The following is a 21,834-nucleotide window of genomic DNA, read 5'->3' on the forward strand; positions in this document are numbered from 1 at the left end:
AAATGCCCTCCTTTACTTTAATTGTTCCTACATATAATGCTGGTAGTGCTAGATGGAATGAGTGGTTTCACGCTTTTCAAAAACAAACTAATCAGCCATCACAATTGATAATCATTGATTCATCATCGACAGATGACACTAGAAATATTGCAAGCACTTATACCAACAATATTATAGTTATATCACCAAGTGAATTTAATCACGGAGGGACGAGAAATAAAGCATTAGCTTCCGCCGAAGAAAGTGATTTTGTTGTTTTTTTAACCCAGGATGCTATATTTGAAAATAAAAATGCCCTGGAAGAAATATTATCATTATTTAATGACAAAAATGTCGCTGCAGTATGTGGCAGACAGCTTCCTCATCATGATGCTAATCCTCTTGCTATACACGCAAGAAATTTTAATTATGGTACTGAAACTCTAATTAAAAGTAAAAATGATATAAAAAAACTCGGCATTAAAACCGTGTTCATGTCAAATTCTTTTGCAGCTTATCGGCGGTCTGTTTTTGAAGCACTTGGGGGGTTTCCTGAACATACTATCCTCGCTGAAGATATGTTTATGGCTGCGAGAATGATCCAGGCGGGTTATAAAATTGCTTATTGCGCAGAAGCCAGTGTAAGGCATTCGCATAATTATACGCCAAAACAAGAGTTCCAACGGTATTTTGATACAGGGGTATTTCATGCCTGTAACCCTTGGATTCAGCGTGACTTTGGCGGAGCCGGTGGTGAGGGTTTCCGCTTCGTAAAATCAGAGATTCAATTCCTGCTTAAAAATGCACCGTTCTGGATTCCAAGAGCTTTATTAACAACCTTTGCTAAATTTCTGGGTTACAAATTAGGCAAGCATTGGCAATCTTTACCGTTGTCTACATGTCGCTATTTTAGCATGTACAAGAGTTATTGGAATAATATCCAATATTCTTCGTCAAAAGAGATAAAATAAATGTCTTTTCTTCCCGTAATTATGGCTGGCGGCACAGGTAGCCGTTTATGGCCGCTTTCACGCGAATATCATCCGAAGCAGTTTCTAAGCGTTGAAGGTAAACTATCAATGCTGCAAAATACTATAAAGCGATTAGCTTCACTTTCTACAGAAGAACCCGTTGTCATTTGTAATGACAGACACCGTTTCTTAGTCGCTGAACAACTCCGCGAAATTGACAAGTTAGCAAATAATATTATTCTCGAACCGGTAGGCCGTAATACTGCACCAGCGATCGCTCTTGCCGCGTTTTGTGCGCTCCAGAATGCTGATAATGCTGATCCTCTTTTGTTGGTTCTTGCTGCAGATCATGTGATCCAAGATGAAATAGCTTTTACGAAAGCTGTCAGACATGCTGAAGAATACGCCGCAAATGGTAAGCTTGTAACTTTTGGTATTGTTCCAACGCATGCTGAAACGGGTTATGGATATATTCGTCGTGGTGAGTTGATAGGAAATGACGCTTATGCAGTGGCTGAATTTGTGGAGAAACCGGATATCGATACCGCCGGTGACTATTTCAAATCAGGGAAATATTACTGGAATAGCGGTATGTTTTTATTTCGTGCAAGCTCTTATTTAAACGAATTGAAGTGCTTATCACCTGAAATTTACAAAGCTTGTGAAAAGGCGGTAGGACATATAAATCCCGATCTTGATTTTATTCGTATTGATAAAGAAGAGTTTATCTCATGCCCGAGTGATTCTATCGATTATGCAGTTATGGAGCACACACAGCATGCCGTGGTGATACCAATGAGTGCTGGCTGGTCGGATGTGGGATCCTGGTCCTCACTTTGGGATATATCGAATAAAGATCATCAGAGAAATGTTTTAAAAGGAGATATCTTCGCACATGCTTGTAATGATAATTACATTTATTCCGAAGATATGTTTATAAGTGCGATTGGTGTAAGTAATCTTGTCATTGTTCAAACAACAGACGCTTTATTGGTGGCTAATAAAGATACAGTACAAGATGTTAAAAAAATTGTTGATTATTTAAAACGAAATGATAGGAACGAATATAAACAACATCAAGAAGTTTTCCGCCCTTGGGGAAAATATAATGTGATTGATAGCGGAAAAAATTACCTCGTTAGATGTATCACTGTTAAGCCGGGTGAGAAATTTGTGGCGCAGATGCATCACCACCGGGCTGAGCATTGGATAGTATTATCCGGGACTGCTCGTGTTACAAAGGGAGAGCAGATTTACATGGTTTCTGAAAATGAATCAACATTTATTCCTCCGGATACTATTCACGCGCTGGAAAACCCCGGAATGATCCCCCTGAAGTTAATTGAGATTCAATCAGGTACCTATCTTGGTGAGGATGATATTATTCGTTTAGAACAACGTTCTGGATTTTCGAAGGAGTGGGCTAATGAACGTAGTTAATAATAGCCGTGATGTTATTCATTCATCAGGTATTGTGTTTGGAACGAGTGGGGCTCGCGGTCTTGTAAAAGATTTTACACCTCAGGTATGTGCTGCTTTTACGGTTTCATTTATTGCCGTTATGCAGGAACATTTTTCGTTTGATACCGTAGCATTGGCAATAGATAATCGTCCAAGTAGTTATGGGATGGCTCAGGCGTGTGCTGCTGCATTGGCGGATAAAGGCGTTAACTGTATTTTTTATGGAGTGGTACCAACCCCAGCTTTGGCCTTTCAGTCTATGTCTGACAATATGCCTGCGATAATGGTTACGGGAAGTCATATTCCATTCGAGCGGAACGGCCTCAAGTTTTATCGTCCTGATGGTGAAATCACGAAACATGATGAGGCTGCGATCCTTAGTGTTGAAGATACGTGTAGCCATTTAGAGCTTAAAGAACTCATAGTTTCAGAAATGGCTGCTGTTAATTATATATCTCGTTATACATCTTTATTTTCTACTCCATTCCTGAAAAATAAGCGTATTGGTATTTACGAACATTCAAGCGCTGGGCGTGATCTTTATAAGCCTTTATTTATTGCATTGGGGGCTGAAGTCGTTAGCTTGGGTAGAAGCGATAATTTTGTACCTATAGATACAGAGGCTGTAAGCAAAGAGGATCGGGAAAAAGCTCGCTCATGGGCTAAAGAGTTCGATTTAGATGCCATATTCTCGACAGATGGGGATGGTGATCGCCCTCTTATTGCTGATGAGGCCGGTGAGTGGCTAAGAGGCGATATACTAGGTCTATTATGTTCACTTGCATTGGATGCAGAAGCCGTCGCTATTCCTGTTAGTTGTAATAGCATAATCTCTTCTGGCTGCTTTTTTAAACATGTTAAGCTTACGAAAATAGGTTCGCCTTATGTTATCGAAGCTTTTAATGAACTATCGCGGAGTTATAGTCGTATTGTCGGTTTTGAAGCCAATGGCGGCTTTTTATTAGGAAGCGACATCTGTATTAACGAGCAGAATCTTCATGCCTTACCAACTCGTGATGCTGTATTACCGGCAATAATGCTGCTTTACAAAAGTAGGAATACCAGCATTAGCGCTTTAGTCAATGAACTCCCAACTCGTTACACCCATTCTGACAGATTACAGGGGATTACGACTGATAAAAGCCAATCCTTAATTAGTATGGGCAGAGAAAATCTGAGCAACCTCTTAAGCTATATTGGCTTGGAGAATGAAGGTGCAATTTCTACAGATATGACAGATGGTATGCGAATTACCTTACGTGATGGATGTATTGTGCATTTGCGCGCTTCTGGTAATGCACCTGAGTTACGCTGCTATGCAGAAGCTAATTTATTAAATAGAGCTCAGGATCTTGTAAATACAACGCTTGCTAATATTAAAAAACGATGCTTGCCGTAAAAGAATTGAATGTTATTTACTTAATATGCCTATTTTATTTACATTATGCACGGTCAGAGGGTGAGGATTAAATGGATAATATTGATAATAAGTATAATCCACAGCTATGTAAAATTTTTTTGGCTATATCGGATTTGATTTTTTTTAATTTAGCCTTATGGTTTTCATTAGGATGTGTCTATTTTATTTTTGATCAAGTACAGCGATTTATTCCTCAAGACCAATTAGATACAAGAGTTATTACACATTTTATTTTGTCAGTAGTATGTGTCGGTTGGTTTTGGATTCGTTTGCGACATTATACATACCGCAAGCCATTTTGGTATGAGTTAAAAGAAATTTTTCGTACGATCGTTATTTTTGCTATATTTGATTTGGCTCTGATAGCGTTTACAAAATGGCAGTTTTCACGCTATGTCTGGGTGTTTTGTTGGACTTTTGCCATAATCCTGGTGCCTTTTTTTCGCGCACTTACAAAGCATTTATTGAACAAGCTAGGTATCTGGAAGAAAAAAACTATCATCCTGGGGAGCGGACAGAATGCTCGTGGTGCATATTCTGCGCTGCAAAGTGAGGAAATGATGGGGTTTGATGTTATCGCTTTTTTTGATACGGATGCGTCAGATGCTGAAATAAATATGTTGCCGGTGATAAAGGATACTGAGATTATTTGGGATTTAAATCGTACAGGTGATGTCCATTATATACTTGCTTATGAATACACCGAGTTGGAGAAAACACATTTTTGGCTACGTGAACTTTCAAAACATCATTGTCGTTCTGTTACTGTAGTCCCCTCGTTTAGAGGATTGCCATTATATAATACTGATATGTCTTTTATCTTTAGCCATGAAGTTATGTTATTAAGGATACAAAATAACTTGGCTAAAAGGTCGTCCCGTTTTCTCAAACGGACATTTGATATTGTTTGTTCAATAATGATTCTTATTATTGCATCACCACTTATGATTTATCTGTGGTATAAAGTTACTCGGGATGGTGGTCCGGCTATTTATGGCCACCAGCGAGTAGGTCGGCATGGAAAACTTTTTCCATGCTACAAATTTCGTTCTATGGTTATGAATTCTCAAGAGGTACTAAAAGAACTTTTGGCTAACGATCCTATTGCCAGGGCTGAATGGGAAAAAGATTTTAAACTGAAAAATGATCCTCGAATCACAGCTGTAGGTCGATTTATACGTAAAACTAGTCTTGATGAGTTGCCACAACTTTTTAATGTACTAAAAGGTGATATGAGCCTGGTTGGACCACGACCTATCGTTTCGGATGAACTGGAGCGTTATTGTGATGATGTTGATTATTATTTGATGGCAAAGCCGGGCATGACAGGTCTATGGCAAGTGAGTGGGCGTAATGATGTTGATTATGACACCCGTGTTTATTTTGATTCCTGGTATGTTAAAAACTGGACGCTTTGGAATGATATTGCCATTCTGTTTAAAACGGTAAAAGTTGTTTTTCACCGCAACGGTGCGTATTAATTTTATATTATATTTGGCAGAATGCTAGTATAATTGTCATGTTCAGTTTGAGGTAATTTATGTACTAATTATCTTATATTATAAATCATGTGCAATTATTTTTATATTTTTATATGAAAAACGTCCAGTATATATATTGAGAAACATTATTGTTATGGAGACATAATCGGAGTTATGACGGAAAAAAGCTCTTTTCCCATAAGCCACGAACATTCCTTAACTATGGATTATGTTAAAGCTTTTGGTATGATTTTCGTATTGGTTGGGCATATAAATAATGACATATTTAATGTTTATTATGCCTATCTTTTTCATATGCCATTATTTTTCTTTATTGGTGGGGTTTTATATAAAGATACAAGATGTATAACAAATTTTATAGCGCATGTTATAAAAAAACAGTTACCTTATCTTATAATAACTTATTTGATTATTGGTGCTATTGCATTATTAATTAATGTACGTTATGGAATACACACAGGTGATGCTTTTTCGACAGGACTATATGAAACGGTTAAACTTGCTATAAAATCAAATTTTCATAACAATAAAATGTTTTTAACAGGTTGGTTTCTGTTTGCTTATATATTTGTGAGCATTTTGTCGGTGATTATTATAAAAAGCATAAAACGGGTCGTTGTTAGCAATGCTTTATTATTGTCGGTATTGGTGGCGATTAGTGCATTATTAATAACTGTCTCAATAACATATTTATCTCCTCAGTATATTCTGGTGAAAGACTATAAGCTGAATTTTATATGCCAGGTGTTAACCGGTATGTCGTTTTATATTTTTGGATATGTGATAAGAAATCAGATATATAGTTTATTAAATTTCTATATTTTTATTTTATTAACTGTAATATAATATGTTTCGAAAAGTTATGGTTTCTCTACGCAGACAATTATGTCATGGAGTTATTATCCGGATGGGTTAATAATGTCTGTTATTAACGCGCTGATAGGTATTTATGCTGTGTTTTTTATCTCTCTATTAATTACAAGGGGAGTGAAAGAAATTAAGCTGCTAAAAATGATAGGTCAGAATTCAAGAGCTATCATGGCATATCATTTACTTGTATATGTAATTTTAGATATAATTGCTTCAATTTTAGGCGATTATAGCCTATCGGGAACAGATGTATATGATAATCACTTTATCACTAAATGGTCCGTTCCTGTCTACATTGCATTAGGTTTGCTACTGCCTCTAATTTTTAGTATTCTGAAACAGAAAGTAATAGGGAAGATAAAATTTAAGCGGGATTTTAGAATCAATTAAAAGCTAATTTTAGCTTTAATGCGGCCTAATGTTTAAGTGTTAATTTTTGGATAAATATCACGTAATAGGTTACTCAGGAGATTTTTATTTAGTCTACCGACGCGTTCCCAGATAAGGATTCCGGTGTGTCGTAGGTAGAAATAGGTAATTAATGATTGTTTCTTCGGGCTTTAAGTCTGGGTTATCATATTATTCACTTCATCTCATTGGATATAGTTCCTATGAGTAACCACACCTGACAGGAGTATGTAATGTCCAAGCAACAGATCGGCGTCGTCGGTATGGCAGTGATGGGGCGCAACCTCGCGCTCAACATCGAAAGCCGTGGTTATACCGTCTCCGTTTTCAACCGCTCCCGTGAAAAGACCGAAGAAGTGATTGCCGAGAATCCCGGCAAAAAGCTGGTGCCTTATTATACGGTGAAAGAGTTTGTTGAATCCCTCGAAACGCCTCGTCGTATCCTGTTAATGGTGAAAGCGGGCGCAGGTACTGATGCAGCTATCGATTCGCTGAAACCGTATCTGGAAAAAGGCGATATCATTATTGATGGCGGCAACACCTTCTTCCAGGACACAATCCGTCGCAATCGCGAGCTGTCTGCGGAAGGTTTTAACTTTATCGGTACCGGCGTTTCCGGTGGTGAAGAGGGCGCGCTGAAAGGACCATCTATCATGCCTGGCGGTCAGAAAGATGCCTATGAACTGGTGGCGCCGATCCTGACGAAGATTGCTGCCGTGGCAGAAGATGGCGAACCGTGCGTGACCTATATCGGCGCCGATGGTGCTGGTCACTACGTTAAGATGGTCCATAATGGTATCGAATATGGCGATATGCAGCTTATCGCTGAAGCTTACTCCCTGCTGAAAGGCGGCCTGAACCTCAGCAATGAAGAGTTGGCGAACACTTTTACTGAGTGGAATAACGGCGAGCTGAGCAGTTATCTGATCGACATCACTAAAGACATCTTCACTAAAAAAGATGAAGACGGAAACTACCTGGTGGATGTCATTCTTGATGAAGCCGCCAACAAAGGGACCGGTAAATGGACCAGCCAGAGCGCGCTGGATCTGGGTGAACCGCTGTCGCTGATTACCGAATCCGTCTTTGCGCGTTACATCTCTTCGTTGAAAGCGCAACGTGTTGCCGCATCTAAAGTGCTCTCCGGGCCGAAAGCGCAGCCGGCAGGCGACAAAGCGGAATTTATCGAGAAAGTGCGTCGCGCGCTGTATCTTGGCAAGATCGTCTCTTATGCGCAGGGCTTCTCGCAGCTACGCGCCGCGTCTGATGAATATCACTGGGATCTTAACTACGGCGAGATTGCTAAGATTTTCCGTGCGGGCTGTATCATTCGCGCTCAGTTCCTGCAGAAAATCACCGATGCTTACGCAGAAAACGCCGGTATTGCAAATTTGCTGTTAGCGCCTTACTTCAAGAAAATTGCTGATGAGTACCAGCAGGCGCTGCGTGATGTTGTGGCTTACGCGGTGCAGAACGGCATTCCGGTGCCGACATTCTCTGCGGCAGTGGCCTACTATGACAGCTATCGCGCCGCAGTACTGCCAGCTAACTTAATTCAGGCGCAGCGTGACTACTTTGGTGCGCACACCTATAAACGTACTGATAAAGAAGGCATTTTCCATACCGAGTGGTTGGAATAATTTCTGCAAAAATGTTTAAGCCCGGTTTAATACCGGGCTTTTTTTTATCTCTATTCTTATTGATTTATCGCTTTTGCTTAATATTAACTTAATAATCTGTGTTTATCGTAATGAAGATAATCTGAATTGTTTTCGTCTGCGTTGCACTTTATATACTCAGGCGTTAAAACTTTAATATCTTATCAGGATGCGAAATACATCATGATTCATAATTAAGTTAATTCTGAGAGCGAATAATGAAAATCACGATATCCGGGACGGGTTATGTTGGCTTGTCTAATGGTTTGCTTATTGCACAACACCATGAAGTGGTGGCGTTAGACATTGTTCCTTCCCGTGTTGAACTGTTAAATGATCGGATATCTCCGATTGTTGATAAAGAAATTCAGCAATTTTTAAAGGAAGATAACATCACATTCAGGGCAACGCTGGATAAGTTTGATGCGTACCAGAATGCAGATTACGTCATCATTGCTACGCCTACAGATTACGATCCAAAAACCAACTATTTTGATACGTCCAGTGTGGAATCGGTCATTCAGGATGTGATCAGCTTCAACCCCGCAGCCGTGATGATTATTAAGTCCACGGTGCCGGTTGGCTTCACGGCAGCAATGCGCCAGAAGTTTGCGACAGAAAATATCATTTTCTCTCCGGAGTTTTTACGTGAAGGTAAGGCCCTTTACGATAACCTTTATCCCTCCCGTATCGTGATTGGGGAACAGTCTGAGCGCGCCAGAGAATTTGCCGCATTACTCCAGGAAGGCGCTATTAAACAGGAGATTCCGACGCTGTTTACGGACTCCACTGAAGCGGAAGCCATTAAACTTTTCGCCAATACTTATCTCGCTATGCGAGTCGCTTATTTTAATGAATTAGACAGCTATGCTGAAACATTAGGGTTAAATACCCGACAAATTATTGAAGGGGTATGCCTCGACCCGCGTATTGGCAATCATTATAATAATCCCTCTTTTGGTTATGGCGGATATTGTTTGCCAAAAGATACCAAACAGTTGCTGGCTAATTATCAGTCAGTGCCTAATAATATTATCTCCGCTATCGTTGAAGCAAACCGTACGCGTAAAGATTTTATTGCCGACGCTATCCTCGCCAGAAAGCCTAAAGTGGTGGGCATTTATCGCCTGATTATGAAGAGTGGCTCCGATAACTTCCGCGCCTCATCGATTCAGGGGATTATGAAACGTATTAAAGCGAAAGGCGTAGAGGTCATTATCTATGAGCCGGTAATGGAAGAAGATACTTACTTCAACTCTCGCCTTGAGCGTGATTTGCACTGCTTTAAACAGCAGGCGGATGTCATTATTTCCAACAGGATGGCGGCAGAGCTTTTGGATGTCGCTGAAAAAGTGTATACCCGCGATCTTTTCGGTAGTGATTAATAAGGCAATCGGGGCTGATGAGTCCCGATGATTTATTGACCAAATGGAAATAATGTCTGATTTTTATCATTAATCCTATGGCATATATTTTCTTTATGACTACACTGTCTCCAGCTTCATCCTTTTTTTAGTTAGGGTATCTATGACAGTGGATAGTAATACGTCTTCCGGGCATGGGAACGATCCGGAACAGATTGATTTGATTGAGTTATTTCTACAGTTATGGCGTGGGAAGATGACCATTATTGTAGCCGTTGTTATCGCCATTTTGCTGGCCGTAGGCTACCTGATGATAGCCAAAGAAAAATGGACATCCACGGCGATTATTACCCAACCTGATGCCGCGCAGGTTGCCACCTATACCAACGCGCTCAACGTCTTGTATGGCGGGAATGCTCCCAAAATCTCTGAAGTGCAGGCGAATTTTATAAGCCGCTTTAGCTCTGCGTTTTCCGCATTATCGGAAGCGCTGGATAATCAGAAAGAGCGGGAAAAGCTCACCATTGAACAGTCGGTAAAGGGGCAGGCGCTGCCACTCTCGGTTTCTTATGTGAGTACTACCGCTGAAGGGGCGCAGCGTCGGCTGGCGGAATATATCCAACAGGTGGATGAAGAGGTCGCTAAGGAACTGGAAGTTGACCTGAAAGATAACATCACGCTGCAAACCAAAACGTTGCAGGAGTCTCTTGAGACGCAGGAAGTTGTGGCGCAGGAACAAAAAGATCTGCGTATTAAGCAAATCGAAGAAGCGTTGCGCTATGCGGATGAGGCCAAAATCACGCAGCCGCAGATTCAGCAAACCCAGGATGTTACCCAGGACACGATGTTCCTGCTGGGCAGCGATGCGCTAAAATCGATGATACAGAACGAAGCGACGCGTCCACTGGTCTTTTCTCCGGCCTATTACCAGACGAAGCAGACACTGCTGGACATTAAAAATCTGAAAGTGACTGCCGATACGGTGCACGTCTATCGTTATGTAATGAAGCCGACGCTGCCGGTCCGTCGCGATAGCCCGAAAACAGCCATTACCCTCGTGCTGGCTGTATTGCTGGGTGGGATGATCGGCGCCGGGATTGTGCTGGGGCGCAATGCGCTACGTAGCTATAAGCCAAAAGCCTTGTAAGCTTCTTTGCCGGATGGTGGGTTGGCTTCGAAAGGTAAAATTTCTCACTAAAAAACCGGGCATTGCCCGGTTTTTTTATGCTTATTGATGACGCTTACGAAGATTGTCGATCACGGCGGTGAGGTTGAGATCCTGATCCTGCAACAGCACCAGCAGGTGGTACATCAAGTCAGACGCTTCATTGGTTAATTCAAAACGATCATTGACGGTGGCCGCCAGCGCGGTTTCTACACCTTCTTCGCCAACTTTTTGCGCAATACGTTTGGTACCGCTGGCGTACAGTTTCGCCGTGTAAGAGCTGGCCGGATCGGCGGTTTTGCGCTCTGCCAGTAGCTGCTCCAGTTGATACAGGAATAACCATTGATGGCTGGCGTCGCCAAAGCAGCTACTGGTACCTTTATGGCAGGTCGGCCCGACAGGGTTTGCCAGCACCAGCAGTGTATCGTTGTCGCAATCTGGCGCAATGCTGACGACATTCAGCACATGGCCTGAGGTTTCGCCTTTGGTCCATAAACGCTGTTTCGTGCGTGAGAAGAACGTAACATGGCCGGATTCAATGGTTTTGTCCAGCGCTTGTGGGTTCATATAACCCAGCATCAATACTTCGCCGGATACCGCATGTTGCACGATGGCTGGCATCAGGCCATCGGTTTTTTCCCAGTCCAGCTCGCGGCGTTGTTGCTCTGTTAACATATCCTGATCTCCACGCCCTGGCCTGCCAGGTACGCTTTTAATTCGCCAATATTGATGATTTGCTTGTGAAAAACGGAGGCGGCAAGCGCGCCGTCGACATCGGCATCACGGAATGCCTCAAGAAAGTGTTCCATCGTACCCGCGCCGCCGGAGGCGATCAGCGGCACGCGGCAAACGTCACGGACTTTTTTCAACTGCGTCAGATCGTAACCGTTACGCACGCCGTCCTGGTTCATCATATTCAGGACGATTTCCCCCGCGCCGCGCTGTTGTACCTCTTGCACCCAATCCTGCGTCTCCCACTGCGTCACACGGGTACGGTTTTCATCGCCGGTATACTGGTTAACATGATATTTCCCCGTGGCGTCGTCAAACCAGGTATCAATCCCGACGACAATGCACTGTACGCCAAAACGGTCAGCCAGACGGGTAATCAGCGTTGGGTCAGCCAGTGCCGGGGAATTGATAGAGATCTTATCCGCCCCGAAAGAAAGAATTTTGGCGGCGTCGTCAATTGACCGGATACCGCCCGCTACACAAAACGGAATGTCGATCACCTCGGCAACGCGCGCCACCCAGCTTTTATCGACTACGCGACCATCGCTGGAGGCGGTAATGTCATAGAACACCAGTTCGTCCGCGCCTTCGTCGGCATAGCGTTTGGCCAGCGGAACGATATCGCCAATGATCTCATGGTTGCGAAACTGTACGCCTTTCACCACCTGACCATCACGAACGTCCAGACACGGAATTATACGTTTTGCCAGCATTGGATGGCCTCCTTAACGGTAAATTTCCCTTCTAACAGCGCGCGCCCGACAATCACGCCGCGCACGCCGGTGCCGCGCAGGGCGGCAATATCATCGATATCGCCAATACCGCCGGAGGACTGAAAGGCGATTTGCGGATATCTGGTGCATACCTCTTCGTACAGAGAAACGTTAGAGCCCGCCAGCGTGCCGTCGCGGGAAATATCGGTACACAGTACATGTTTCAGGCCGACGGGGAGATAGGTCTCCACCAGTTGTTCCAGCGAGACGCCGGAATTTTCCTGCCAGCCGCTAACCGCCACCTGCTTGTTGCCGTGTTCGTCTATGCGAACGTCCAGCGCCAGCACCAGCGCCTGCGCGCCAAAACGTTCAAACCAGCCTTTCACCACGTCAGGGGATTTCACCGCCGTTGAACCGATGACCACACGGGCAACGCCAGCTTTCAGTAATGCCGCAACGTCTTCTTCGGTACGCACGCCGCCGCCGACCTGAACAGGCACGTTCACGCCCGCGACCAGGGTTTTAATCAGCGGTATCTGTCGCTTAGCCGGATCTTTAGCGCCGGTCAGATCTACCAGATGCAGCACCCCGGCGCCCTGGGCGGCGTAATCCTGCAAACGGGGCAGGGGATCGTTACCGTAATCCCGCTGGCGGGCGTAGTCACCCTGGTGGAGACGCACCACGGTGCCGTCAATTAAATCTAATGCCGGAATAATCATTACATCTCCAGGAAATTTTTTAGCAACTGTGCGCCCGCCGCGCCCGAACGTTCCGGGTGGAACTGTACGCCGAAGAAATTATCTTTCTGTACCGCTGCGGTAAACGGCTCGCCGTAATTGCACTGGGCGATAGTCCACGGGTTGACCGGCATCGCGTAGCTGTGAACAAAGTAAAAATAGGCGCCATCTTCAATGCCCTGAAACAGCCGATTGCCCGCCTGCGGATACACGCGATTCCAGCCCATGTGCGGCAGCGGCAGACCAAAGTCGGTCATTTTCGGCACGTCTTGTTCGATAATGTTCAGCAGATCCACGCCGCGCGTCTCTTCGCTGCGACGACCCAGCAGTTGCATCCCTAAGCAGATACCCAGTACCGGCTGAGTACACGCTTTAATTAAGTCGATCAGTTCACGTTCGCGCAGTTGATCCATAGCGGCCTGCGCCGTGCCGACGCCGGGCAGAAAGAGTTTGTCAGCGCGTAATACGATTTCCGCTTCGCGGCTGACCACCGGGGTGTAACCGTGGCGCGCCACGGCGGATTTTACCGAGCTTAAATTGGCGCAGCCGGTGTCAAGGATGACGACGTTCATCACAGCACTCCTTTCGAGGACGGTAATGTATCGCCCTCCACGCGAATAGCCTGGCGTAGCGTTCGACCAAAGGCTTTAAACAAACTTTCGACACGGTGGTGATCGTTCTTACCCTTAGTCTTGAGATGCAGAGTGACGCCCATCGTGTAAGAGAGTGAGCGGAAAAAGTGTTCAATCATCTCTGTGCTCAAATCGCCCACACGCTGGTAGGTAAATTCAGCTTTATATTCCAGATGCGGACGACCGGAAATATCCAGCGCGCAGCGCGCCAGACATTCATCCATCGGCAGTACAAAGCCAAAACGGCAGATACCGCGCTTGTCGCCGAGTGCCAGTTTTAATGCCTCACCGAGCGCCAGTCCGGTATCTTCTACCGTGTGGTGATCGTCGATATAGAGATCGCCCTTAACGGTAATCTCCATGCGAAAGCCGCCGTGGGTGGCGATTTGATCGAGCATATGGTCAAAGAAGCCGACGCCGGTATTAATCTTGCTGTTGCCTTCGCGATCCAGCCAGACGCTGACATCAATCTGTGTTTCTTTGGTGTTACGGACCACATGCGCATAACGATCGCGTTTCGTTAGCTGTTCGCCAATCATCGTCCAGTTCAGCGTTTCACGGTGATAGCGTAAACCAGTAATGCCCATGTTATCAGCGAGCTGGATATCGGTTGCACGATCGCCAATCACATAGCTGTTGGCGCTATCCATCGCTTGTTCCGCAAGATAACGCTCCACCAGCTTCACTTTGGGCTTACGGCAGTCGCAATCGTCTGCGGGCAGATGAGGGCAGATCAGCACCTCATCAAAGCATACGCCCTGAGAAGTGAAAATCTGCATCATCAGGTTGTGCGGTCCGTCGAAGTCCGCCTGCGGGAAGCTTTGCGTGCCAAGTCCATCCTGGTTAGTGATCATCACCAGCTTAAAACCGGCTTTTTGCAGCTTCAGCAATACGGGAATCACCTCTGGCTCAAAGGCCAGTTTATCAAAGCGGTCTACCTGAAAATCGCTTGGCGGTTCGGAAATTAAGGTTCCGTCCCGGTCGATGAAAAGATACTTCTGACTCATACTGGCTCCGCACGTAAGGCGTCAATGACGCGCTGGTTTTCCTGGCGGGTGCCGACCGTAATCCGCAGGCAGCCGCTTAAAGAAGGTTGTTTATTCTGATCGCGTAAGATAATGCCCTGATCCCATAAGGATTTAAACACGCTGCTGGAGGCAGTAAACCGCGCCAGAATATAGTTGGTTTCAGAGTCAAAGACGTGTTCTACGCAGGCGGTCTGTTGCAGGGCATTCACCAGATACTGACGTTCCTGCACTGTCTGCGCCACGCGATCGCGCATTGCGTTTATTCCCTGCGGACTCAGCGCCTGGGCGGCGATATCCGCCACTGGCGTAGAAAGCGGATAAGGGGCGATCACTTTTAACAGCAGGTTGATCACCTCTTCATTAGCCAGCGTAAAGCCGCAGCGCAGACCCGCCAGTGCAAAAGCTTTCGACAATGTGCGCAGGATAACCAGATGAGGATATTCAACCAGCCAGCCTGTCAGCGTGGCCTGCGGGCAAAACTCAATATAAGCTTCGTCGGCGACGACTATCGCTTTACCGCGTGTCAACTCCAGCAGCGTGCTCAGATCCTGCGGGTTGATAAGTTGCCCGGTAGGATTATTGGGGCTACAAACGAACACCACTTTTGTGCCGTCAAGGTTGTCGGAAATCCCCTGTAGATCCAGCTGCCAGTTTTCAAGCGCGGGAACCGTCCGGCGCTCTACGCCAATGGTTTCGGCGCTGACGCTGTACATACCGTAAGTGGGCGGACAGTAGAGAATGGCGTCTTTTCCCGGTTCGCAGAAGGCGCGGATCACCAGCTCGATCCCTTCATCCGCGCCGCGGCTGACCAGCACCTGCTCTGGCTTTACGCCAGCATATTGCGCGTAGTTTTCAATCACGGCCTTTGGCTGGCATTCCGGGTAGCGGTTAAGCGTTTGTTGGGTGAGCTGAAACTCCACCGCTGTCGGGAATTCATTCGCGTTCAGCCAGACATCGCCGTTACCGCCCAGACGGCGGGCGGACTGATACGGTACCAGGTTGCGGACATTTTCACGGGCTAAGTCAGCGACGCTGAGAGTGTTTTCAGTGCTCATGCTTGCTCCTTGAGGGCGTTTACGCGCAGGGTCACGGCATTTTTATGGGCGGTCAGACGTTCTGCCGCCGCCAATGTTTCAATGGTTGATGCCAGAGCGGAAAAGCCCGCTTTCGACAGTTCCTGAACGGTCATCCGTTTCTGGAAATCCGCTAACCCAAGGCTGGAACAGGTAGCAGTATAGCCATAGGTCGGTAAAACATGGTTGGTTCCGGAAGCGTAATCACCGGCGGATTCCGGCGACCAGTCGCCGAGAAATACCGAGCCTGCGCTGGTAATCGCATCCACCAAATCGCGCGCATTGCGCGTCTGGATGATTAAGTGTTCCGGCCCATACTGATTAGAGATGGCGACGCACTGCGCTAAATCTTTGGTCACAATCAGACGACTGGCGCTCAGGGCCTGCCGGGCGGTGTCCGCGCGCGGCAGCTCCGCCAGTTGACGTTCTACCGCCTCCGCCACCTTGCGGGCAATGTCAGCATCAGGCGTCAGCAGAATCACCTGGGAATCCGGACCGTGTTCTGCCTGGGAGAGCAGGTCAGAAGCGACGAAATCCGGTGTTGCGCCGCTGTCGGCGATCACCAGCACTTCAGACGGCCCGGCTGGCATATCGATAGCCGCGCCGTCGAGGCGTTGGCTGACCTGACGCTTGGCTTCGGTTACAAAGGCGTTGCCGGGGCCAAAAATTTTATCCACTTTCGGTACGGACTCGCTGCCGAAGGCCAGAGCGGCAATCGCCTGCGCGCCGCCGACGTTAAAGATTTCCTGCACGCCACACAGTTGCGCCGCATAGAGGATTTCATCAGCGATGGGCGGCGGCGAGCACAGAACCACGTTCTGGCATCCCGCAATGCGCGCCGGCGTCGCCAGCATCAGCACCGTTGAGAAGAGCGGAGCCGAGCCGCCGGGAATATACAGACCGACGGACGCGACGGGACGCGTAACCTGCTGGCAACGCACGCCTGGCTGGGTTTCCACATCTACAGGCGGTAGCGTCTGCGCGGAATGGAACGTTTCAATATTTTTGACGGCCGCGGCCATCGCCTGTTTTAGTTCGTCGCTCAGACGCGCGCCGGCGGCGGCGATCTCTTCAGGGGTGACGCGTAGCGCTGTCACTTCTGTTTTATCAAATTTAGCGCTGTATTCACGCAGGGCATCGTCACCGCGTGTTTTTACATTATCCAGAATATCGCTGACCGTCCGGGTAATACTGTCAGAGGCGGAAATCGCCGGACGCGTCAGCAGCGCACGCTGCTGCTCAGGGCTACAGCTGTTCCAGTCAATCAGGGTATTGAAGCTCATGGTCTTTACTCCATCACAGGGTTCCGCCTTATCCGGCCTACTGAACCCAAAATATCAACGCATTACGTAGGCCTGATAAGCGCAGCGCCATCAGGCGTCAGATCACTCCATCATCTTCTCGATCGGCAGTACCAGAATCGAGCTGGCGCCAAGCGCTTTCAGTTTCTCCATGGTTTCCCAGAACAGCGTTTCGCTGCTGACCATGTGCATCGCCACGCGCTGTTGCTCGCCCGCCAGCGGCAGGATTGTCGGCCTTTCAGCGCCAGGCAGCAGGGCGATAACCTCTTCCAGGCGTTCACTTGGCGCGTGCATCATGATGTATTTCGATTCGCGCGCCTGAATCACGCCCTGAATACGGGTCAGCAATTTATCGATCAGCTCTTGCTTGCTCTGTGCCATCTCACCGTCGCGCTGAATCAGACAGGCTTTAGAGCGGTAGATAACTTCGACTTCACGCAGGCCGTTAGCTTCAAGCGTCGCGCCAGTAGAGACCAAATCGCAGATAGCGTCGGCCAGCCCCGCGCGCGGCGCGACTTCGACAGAACCATTTAACAGACACGATTTAAAAGAGACGCCTTTCTGGTCGAGGTAGCGTTTGAGGAGGTGCGGATAAGAGGTAGCGATACGTTTACCGTCCAGCGCGGCCGGGCCGTCCCAGGCTTCGTCAACCGGCGTTGCCAGCGATAAACGGCAGCCGCCGAAGTCAAGACGGCGCAGGGTAAAATAGCGCGGATCTTCGCCCTGCGCGCGGCGGTTGAGTAGCTCTTCTTCCAGCACGTTCTCGCCGATAATGCCGAGATCGACCACGCCATCCATCACCAGACCCGGAATGTCATCATCACGCACGCGCAGGATATCAATCGGCATGTTTTCCGCCATCGCAATCAGGCGCTGAGTGTGTAAATTAATTTTTATGCCGCAGCGGGCCAGCAATTCTCGTGAATCATCGCTTAAACGGCCTGATTTCTGAATAGCTATGCGTAAGCGGGTGTTGTCTAACATTCTGCGTTCCTCTTTATCCTGTCTGAACCGGTCTGTATCGCGCGCCAAAAAAAAAGCCCCCGGAAGATGATCTTCCGGGGGCTTTCTCATGCGTTCATGCACCACTGGAAGATCTGAATGTCTTCCAGCACACATCGCCTGAAAGACTAGTCAGGATGATGGTGATGATGGTGGTGTTTAAATTGAACGCGTGTCATAAAAATTCCGATGAATGCTTATTCATTTGATACCTTTTAACCTAAACCACTTTTACGCCTTAAAGCAAGCGCTTTTTTCATTTCGCATTTATAGTATGAATTGTCAGTCACGGCGGGCTGGCGTAGCCTTATGTATAAGGCGTTAAAGTCAGGAGAAAATGGATGAAAAAGGTCGCAATTGTCGGTTTAGGTTGGTTAGGCATGCCGCTGGCAATGTCGCTGGCAGCGAGAGGCTGGCAGGTTACCGGCAGCAAAACCACCCTTGACGGGGTGGAAGCGGCCCGTATGAGTGGAATTGAAAGCTATCCGCTGCGTCTGGAGCCGGAGCTGGTCTGTGAGGCGGACGATCTTGACGCTCTGCTGGATGTCGATGCGCTGGTGATAACACTGCCCGCGCGCCGTAGCGGTCCGGGAGAGGATTTTTATCTGCAGGCGATGCAGGAACTGGTCGACAGCGCGCTGGCTTATCGTATCCCGCGTATTATTTTTACCAGTTCGACGTCTGTTTACGGCGATGCGCAAGGCGTGGTGAAAGAGAATACGCCGCGTAATCCGGTCACGGCCAGCGGGCGTACCCTGAAGGAACTGGAAGATTGGCTGCATAATCTGCCGGGCACGTCAGTGGATATTCTGCGGCTGGCGGGGTTGGTCGGGCCTGGACGCCACCCCGGACGTTTCTTTGCTGGAAAAACCGCGCCGGATGGTCAACACGGGGTCAATCTGGTGCACCTTGAAGACGTGGTTGGCGCAATTACCCTCTTGCTACAGGCGCCAAAAGGAGGGCACATCTATAATATATGTGCGCCGGCGCATCCAGCCCGCAACGTGTTTTATCCGCAAATGACGCGTTTGCTGGGAATGGCGCCGCCGCATTTTCGTGACGCACCGGACAACGGCAAAGGGAAGATTATCGACGGTAGCCGGATTTGTAATGAGCTGGGATTTGAATATCAATATCCCGATCCGCTGGTGATGCCGATGGAGTGAGTCGCTGTCCAGCAGGTGGTCGCCATATAGCGCAAGGGGACGAGTATGAAACCACTGCTGGACGTTCTGGTTATTCTTGATGCGTTAGAAAAAGAAGGCAGCTTCGCGGCGGCGTCGGCAAAATTATTTAAAACGCCGTCCGCCCTCAGTTATACCGTTCATAAGCTGGAAAACGATCTTAATATCCAACTGCTCGACCGTAGCGGGCATCGCGCGCGATTTACGCGAACCGGTAAGATGCTACTGGAAAAAGGCCGTGAAGTGCTGCACACCGTTCGCGAGCTGGAAAAGCAGGCGATTAAACTGCATGAAGGCTGGGAGAACGAACTGGTCATCGGTGTGGATGATACCTTTCCCTTTTCTCTTCTGGCCCCGCTTATCGACGCTTTTTATCAACGCCACAGCGTGACGCGCCTTAAATTTGTTAATGGCGTTCTCGGCGGTTCATGGGAGACGCTGACGCAGGGAAGGGCGGATATCATCGTTGGCGCCATGCGCGCGCCGCCGCCTGACACCGGCTTTGGCTTTGCAAGACTGGGCGATCTTGAACTGGTGTTTGCTGTCGCTCCGCATCATCCGCTGGTTCATGAAGAGGAACCGCTTAGCCGCCAGACGATCAAACGTTTTCGCGCGATTGTGGTTGGCGATAGCGTCCATTCCTCGCGATCAATAGGGTCTGAACTGCTCGACGCTCAGGAAGCGATTACCGTGTTTGATTTTAAAACCAAGCTGGAGCTGCAAATTAGCGGCCTGGGATGCGGCTATTTACCGCGTTATCTGGCGCAGCGATTTTTGGAAAGCGGCGCGCTTATAGAGAAGAAAGTTGTAGCGCAAATCGTCTATGAACCGGTGTGGGTTGGCTGGAATGAACAGACCGCCGGGCTGGCCAGCGGCTGGTGGCGGGATGAAATTTTAGCAAATAATGCTATTGCTGGGGTGTATGCAAAATCGCCGGTTTAAAAATCAATCGCTTATGAAAAATAATTTTTTGAACGCGCTCGCATTCTCTTGTCATTTCACTTCAATTTAGGGCAGAATACGCCGCTTGCAAAAAATGACACTAACCGACGTTTTAATACGCGTCGGTTATTTTTTTGCTTCAAACACATCATTCAATACCAAGAGGCCGGGCTTCGTACCGGATAGATACTTACTTAAAAATCGACAGTTGTTGTCGCTGAGGAATCCAGAAAATGGGGCAATTTTTTGCTTACGCGACGGCATTCGCCGTAAAGGAGAATGACCATGTCGCATAACGTTACTCCAAACACCTCTCGCGTGGAATTACGTAAAACGCTTACGTTAGTTCCGGTTGTAATGATGGGTCTTGCCTATATGCAGCCGATGACGCTGTTCGATACATTTGGTATCGTTTCAGGCCTCACTGACGGTCACGTACCGACGGCGTATGCATTCGCGTTAATCGCGATTCTGTTTACGGCGTTGAGCTACGGGAAACTGGTGCGTCGCTACCCTTCCGCGGGTTCGGCGTACACCTATGCCCAGAAATCCATCAGCCCGACCGTTGGCTTTATGGTGGGTTGGTCTTCTCTGCTCGATTATCTGTTCGCGCCGATGATCAACATTCTGTTGGCGAAAATTTATTTTGAAGCGCTGGTGCCCTCCATTCCGTCATGGGTGTTTGTCGTGGCGCTGGTGGCCTTTATGACGGCCTTTAACCTGCGCAGCCTCAAATCGGTCGCTAACTTCAACACCGTGATTGTAGTGCTACAGGTGGTGCTGATTGCGGTCATTCTGGGCATGGTGGTTTATGGCGTATTTGAAGGCGAAGGCGCCGGTACGCTGGCGAGCACCCGTCCGTTCTGGTCCGGCGATGCGCACGTTATCCCGATGATTACGGGAGCGACGATCCTGTGCTTCTCCTTTACCGGCTTTGACGGCATCAGTAACCTGTCGGAAGAGACCAAAGATGCTGAACGCGTGATCCCGCGTGCGATTTTCCTGACCGCGCTGATTGGCGGCCTGATCTTCATCTTTGCAACCTATTTCCTGCAATTGTACTTCCCGGATATCTCTCGCTTTAAAGATCCGGATGCGTCTCAGCCGGAAATCATGCTGTACGTGGCGGGTAAAACCTTCCAGGTGGGTGCGCTGATCTTCTCTACTATCACCGTACTGGCTTCCGGTATGGCGGCGCATGCAGGCGTAGCGCGCCTGATGTACGTTATGGGGCGCGACGGCGTATTCCCGAAAAGCTTCTTCGGTTACGTTCATCCGAAATGGCGTACGCCAGCGATGAACATCATCCTGGTCGGGGCGATCGCGCTGCTGGCGATTAATTTTGACCTGGTGATGGCGACGGCGCTGATTAACTTTGGCGCGCTGGTCGCGTTTACCTTCGTTAACCTGTCGGTGATTTCGCAGTTCTGGATCCGTGAGAAGCGTAATAAGACGTTGAAAGATCACTTCCAGTATCTGTTCCTGCCCATGTGCGGCGCGCTCACGGTTGGCGCGTTGTGGGTTAACCTGGAAGAGAGCTCAATGGTACTGGGCCTGATCTGGGCGGGTATCGGGCTGATTTATCTGGCCTGCGTAACTAAAAGCTTCCGCAACCCGGTTCCACAGTACGAAGACGTCGCGTAATCGCGCGTATTATCGGCAATAGTAAAACCGGAGGCAGTGCCTCCGGTT

Annotated in this window: 22 protein-coding genes and 1 other annotated feature; of the genes, 13 read left to right on the forward strand and 9 right to left on the reverse strand. The window is 47.7% G+C overall.

Annotation, left to right across the window (positions count from 1 at the left end):
• The first annotated feature begins 2 nt into the window (after positions 1-2).
• From ACLJRH_RS00725 to wzzB, 9 genes are all read left to right on the forward strand, one after another.
• Positions 3-950 (forward strand): glycosyltransferase family 2 protein, encoded by a 948-nt coding sequence (locus ACLJRH_RS00725; RefSeq protein ID WP_001138990.1) that lies wholly within the window; start codon positions 3-5, stop codon positions 948-950.
• Complete coding sequence (locus tag ACLJRH_RS00730; protein ID WP_023136757.1) at positions 951-2,390, forward strand: mannose-1-phosphate guanylyltransferase/mannose-6-phosphate isomerase; 1,440 nt, start codon at positions 951-953, stop codon at positions 2,388-2,390. It abuts the gene before it with no gap.
• Positions 2,377-3,810 carry an O-antigen biosynthesis phosphomannomutase RfbK gene (gene rfbK, locus ACLJRH_RS00735; protein WP_001103634.1) on the forward strand — a complete coding sequence of 478 codons (1,434 nt, stop codon included), beginning with the start codon at positions 2,377-2,379 and terminating at the stop codon, positions 3,808-3,810. Before ACLJRH_RS00730 ends, rfbK begins: the two co-directional genes overlap by 14 nt.
• Before the next feature lie 71 nt (positions 3,811-3,881).
• Complete coding sequence (locus ACLJRH_RS00740; RefSeq protein ID WP_000368704.1) at positions 3,882-5,312, forward strand: undecaprenyl-phosphate galactose phosphotransferase; 1,431 nt, start codon at positions 3,882-3,884, stop codon at positions 5,310-5,312.
• A gap of 174 nt (positions 5,313-5,486) precedes the next feature.
• On the forward strand, positions 5,487-6,179 hold the full coding sequence (locus ACLJRH_RS00745; RefSeq protein ID WP_410957993.1) for an acyltransferase family protein: 693 nt from the start codon (positions 5,487-5,489) through the stop codon (positions 6,177-6,179).
• A 72-nt stretch (positions 6,180-6,251) separates the two neighbouring features.
• Complete coding sequence (locus tag ACLJRH_RS00750) at positions 6,252-6,593, forward strand: hypothetical protein (protein WP_023223381.1); 342 nt, start codon at positions 6,252-6,254, stop codon at positions 6,591-6,593.
• 251 nt (positions 6,594-6,844) lie between these two features.
• A complete protein-coding gene (gndA, locus tag ACLJRH_RS00755; RefSeq protein ID WP_000043532.1) occupies positions 6,845-8,251 on the forward strand; it encodes an NADP-dependent phosphogluconate dehydrogenase in 1,407 nt (468 codons plus the stop codon).
• Positions 8,252-8,487: 236 nt separating this feature from the next.
• A complete protein-coding gene (gene ugd / locus ACLJRH_RS00760; RefSeq protein WP_000704835.1) occupies positions 8,488-9,654 on the forward strand; it encodes a UDP-glucose 6-dehydrogenase in 1,167 nt (388 codons plus the stop codon).
• A gap of 142 nt (positions 9,655-9,796) precedes the next feature.
• The gene (gene wzzB, locus ACLJRH_RS00765; protein ID WP_000215247.1) at positions 9,797-10,780 is read left to right on the forward strand and encodes an LPS O-antigen chain length determinant protein WzzB; all 984 of its coding nucleotides are present in this window, start codon (positions 9,797-9,799) and stop codon (positions 10,778-10,780) included.
• A gap of 81 nt (positions 10,781-10,861) precedes the next feature.
• On the opposite strand, the gene hisIE is transcribed toward wzzB, so the two are convergent.
• The 9 genes from hisIE to hisL all read right to left on the reverse strand — a co-directional run bounded on the left by hisIE (position 10,862) and on the right by hisL (position 18,195).
• Complete coding sequence (gene hisIE / locus ACLJRH_RS00770; protein ID WP_000954845.1) at positions 10,862-11,473, reverse strand: bifunctional phosphoribosyl-AMP cyclohydrolase/phosphoribosyl-ATP diphosphatase HisIE; 612 nt, start codon at positions 11,471-11,473, stop codon at positions 10,862-10,864.
• On the reverse strand, positions 11,467-12,243 hold the full coding sequence (gene hisF, locus ACLJRH_RS00775) for an imidazole glycerol phosphate synthase subunit HisF (RefSeq protein ID WP_023137039.1): 777 nt from the start codon (positions 12,241-12,243) through the stop codon (positions 11,467-11,469). The genes hisIE and hisF overlap by 7 nt, the downstream gene beginning before the upstream one ends.
• Positions 12,225-12,962 carry a 1-(5-phosphoribosyl)-5-[(5-phosphoribosylamino)methylideneamino]imidazole-4-carboxamide isomerase gene (gene hisA, locus ACLJRH_RS00780; protein WP_000586408.1) on the reverse strand — a complete coding sequence of 246 codons (738 nt, stop codon included), beginning with the start codon at positions 12,960-12,962 and terminating at the stop codon, positions 12,225-12,227. Before hisA ends, hisF begins: the two co-directional genes overlap by 19 nt.
• Positions 12,962-13,552: an imidazole glycerol phosphate synthase subunit HisH gene (gene hisH / locus ACLJRH_RS00785; RefSeq protein ID WP_001103591.1), complete on the reverse strand. Its 591-nt coding sequence runs from the start codon at positions 13,550-13,552 to the stop codon at positions 12,962-12,964. Before hisH ends, hisA begins: the two co-directional genes overlap by 1 nt.
• Positions 13,552-14,619 (reverse strand): bifunctional histidinol-phosphatase/imidazoleglycerol-phosphate dehydratase HisB, encoded by a 1,068-nt coding sequence (gene hisB / locus ACLJRH_RS00790; RefSeq protein WP_000080044.1) that lies wholly within the window; start codon positions 14,617-14,619, stop codon positions 13,552-13,554. Before hisB ends, hisH begins: the two co-directional genes overlap by 1 nt.
• On the reverse strand, positions 14,616-15,695 hold the full coding sequence (gene hisC / locus ACLJRH_RS00795) for a histidinol-phosphate transaminase (protein WP_023137038.1): 1,080 nt from the start codon (positions 15,693-15,695) through the stop codon (positions 14,616-14,618). Before hisC ends, hisB begins: the two co-directional genes overlap by 4 nt.
• A complete protein-coding gene (gene hisD, locus ACLJRH_RS00800) occupies positions 15,692-16,996 on the reverse strand; it encodes a histidinol dehydrogenase (protein WP_000009622.1) in 1,305 nt (434 codons plus the stop codon). Before hisD ends, hisC begins: the two co-directional genes overlap by 4 nt.
• 102 nt (positions 16,997-17,098) lie before the next feature.
• Complete coding sequence (gene hisG / locus ACLJRH_RS00805) at positions 17,099-17,998, reverse strand: ATP phosphoribosyltransferase (RefSeq protein ID WP_000886599.1); 900 nt, start codon at positions 17,996-17,998, stop codon at positions 17,099-17,101.
• Positions 17,999-18,045: 47 nt separating this feature from the next.
• Positions 18,046-18,169 (reverse strand) — a sequence feature (His leader region).
• The gene (gene hisL / locus ACLJRH_RS00810) at positions 18,145-18,195 is read right to left on the reverse strand and encodes a his operon leader peptide (protein WP_001364200.1); all 51 of its coding nucleotides are present in this window, start codon (positions 18,193-18,195) and stop codon (positions 18,145-18,147) included. Its footprint overlaps the feature before it by 25 nt.
• 162 nt (positions 18,196-18,357) lie before the next feature.
• Between hisL and ACLJRH_RS00815 the strand changes: the two genes are divergently transcribed.
• From ACLJRH_RS00815 to plaP, 4 genes are all read left to right on the forward strand, one after another.
• Complete coding sequence (locus tag ACLJRH_RS00815) at positions 18,358-19,182, forward strand: SDR family oxidoreductase (RefSeq protein WP_000754712.1); 825 nt, start codon at positions 18,358-18,360, stop codon at positions 19,180-19,182.
• 45 nt (positions 19,183-19,227) lie between these two features.
• Positions 19,228-20,142: a LysR family transcriptional regulator gene (locus tag ACLJRH_RS00820; protein WP_000803384.1), complete on the forward strand. Its 915-nt coding sequence runs from the start codon at positions 19,228-19,230 to the stop codon at positions 20,140-20,142.
• Positions 20,143-20,375: 233 nt separating this feature from the next.
• The gene (gene yoeI / locus ACLJRH_RS00825) at positions 20,376-20,438 is read left to right on the forward strand and encodes a membrane protein YoeI (RefSeq protein WP_096335044.1); all 63 of its coding nucleotides are present in this window, start codon (positions 20,376-20,378) and stop codon (positions 20,436-20,438) included.
• Positions 20,428-21,786, forward strand: coding sequence for a putrescine/proton symporter PlaP (gene plaP / locus ACLJRH_RS00830; protein ID WP_001519005.1), 1,359 nt, complete (start codon positions 20,428-20,430; stop codon positions 21,784-21,786). The genes yoeI and plaP overlap by 11 nt, the downstream gene beginning before the upstream one ends.
• The last annotated feature ends 48 nt before the right edge of the window (positions 21,787-21,834 follow it).

Origin of the sequence: Salmonella sp. SAL04162 (assembly GCF_046551535.1) — a bacterium.
GTDB lineage: Bacteria > Pseudomonadota > Gammaproteobacteria > Enterobacterales > Enterobacteriaceae > Salmonella > Salmonella enterica.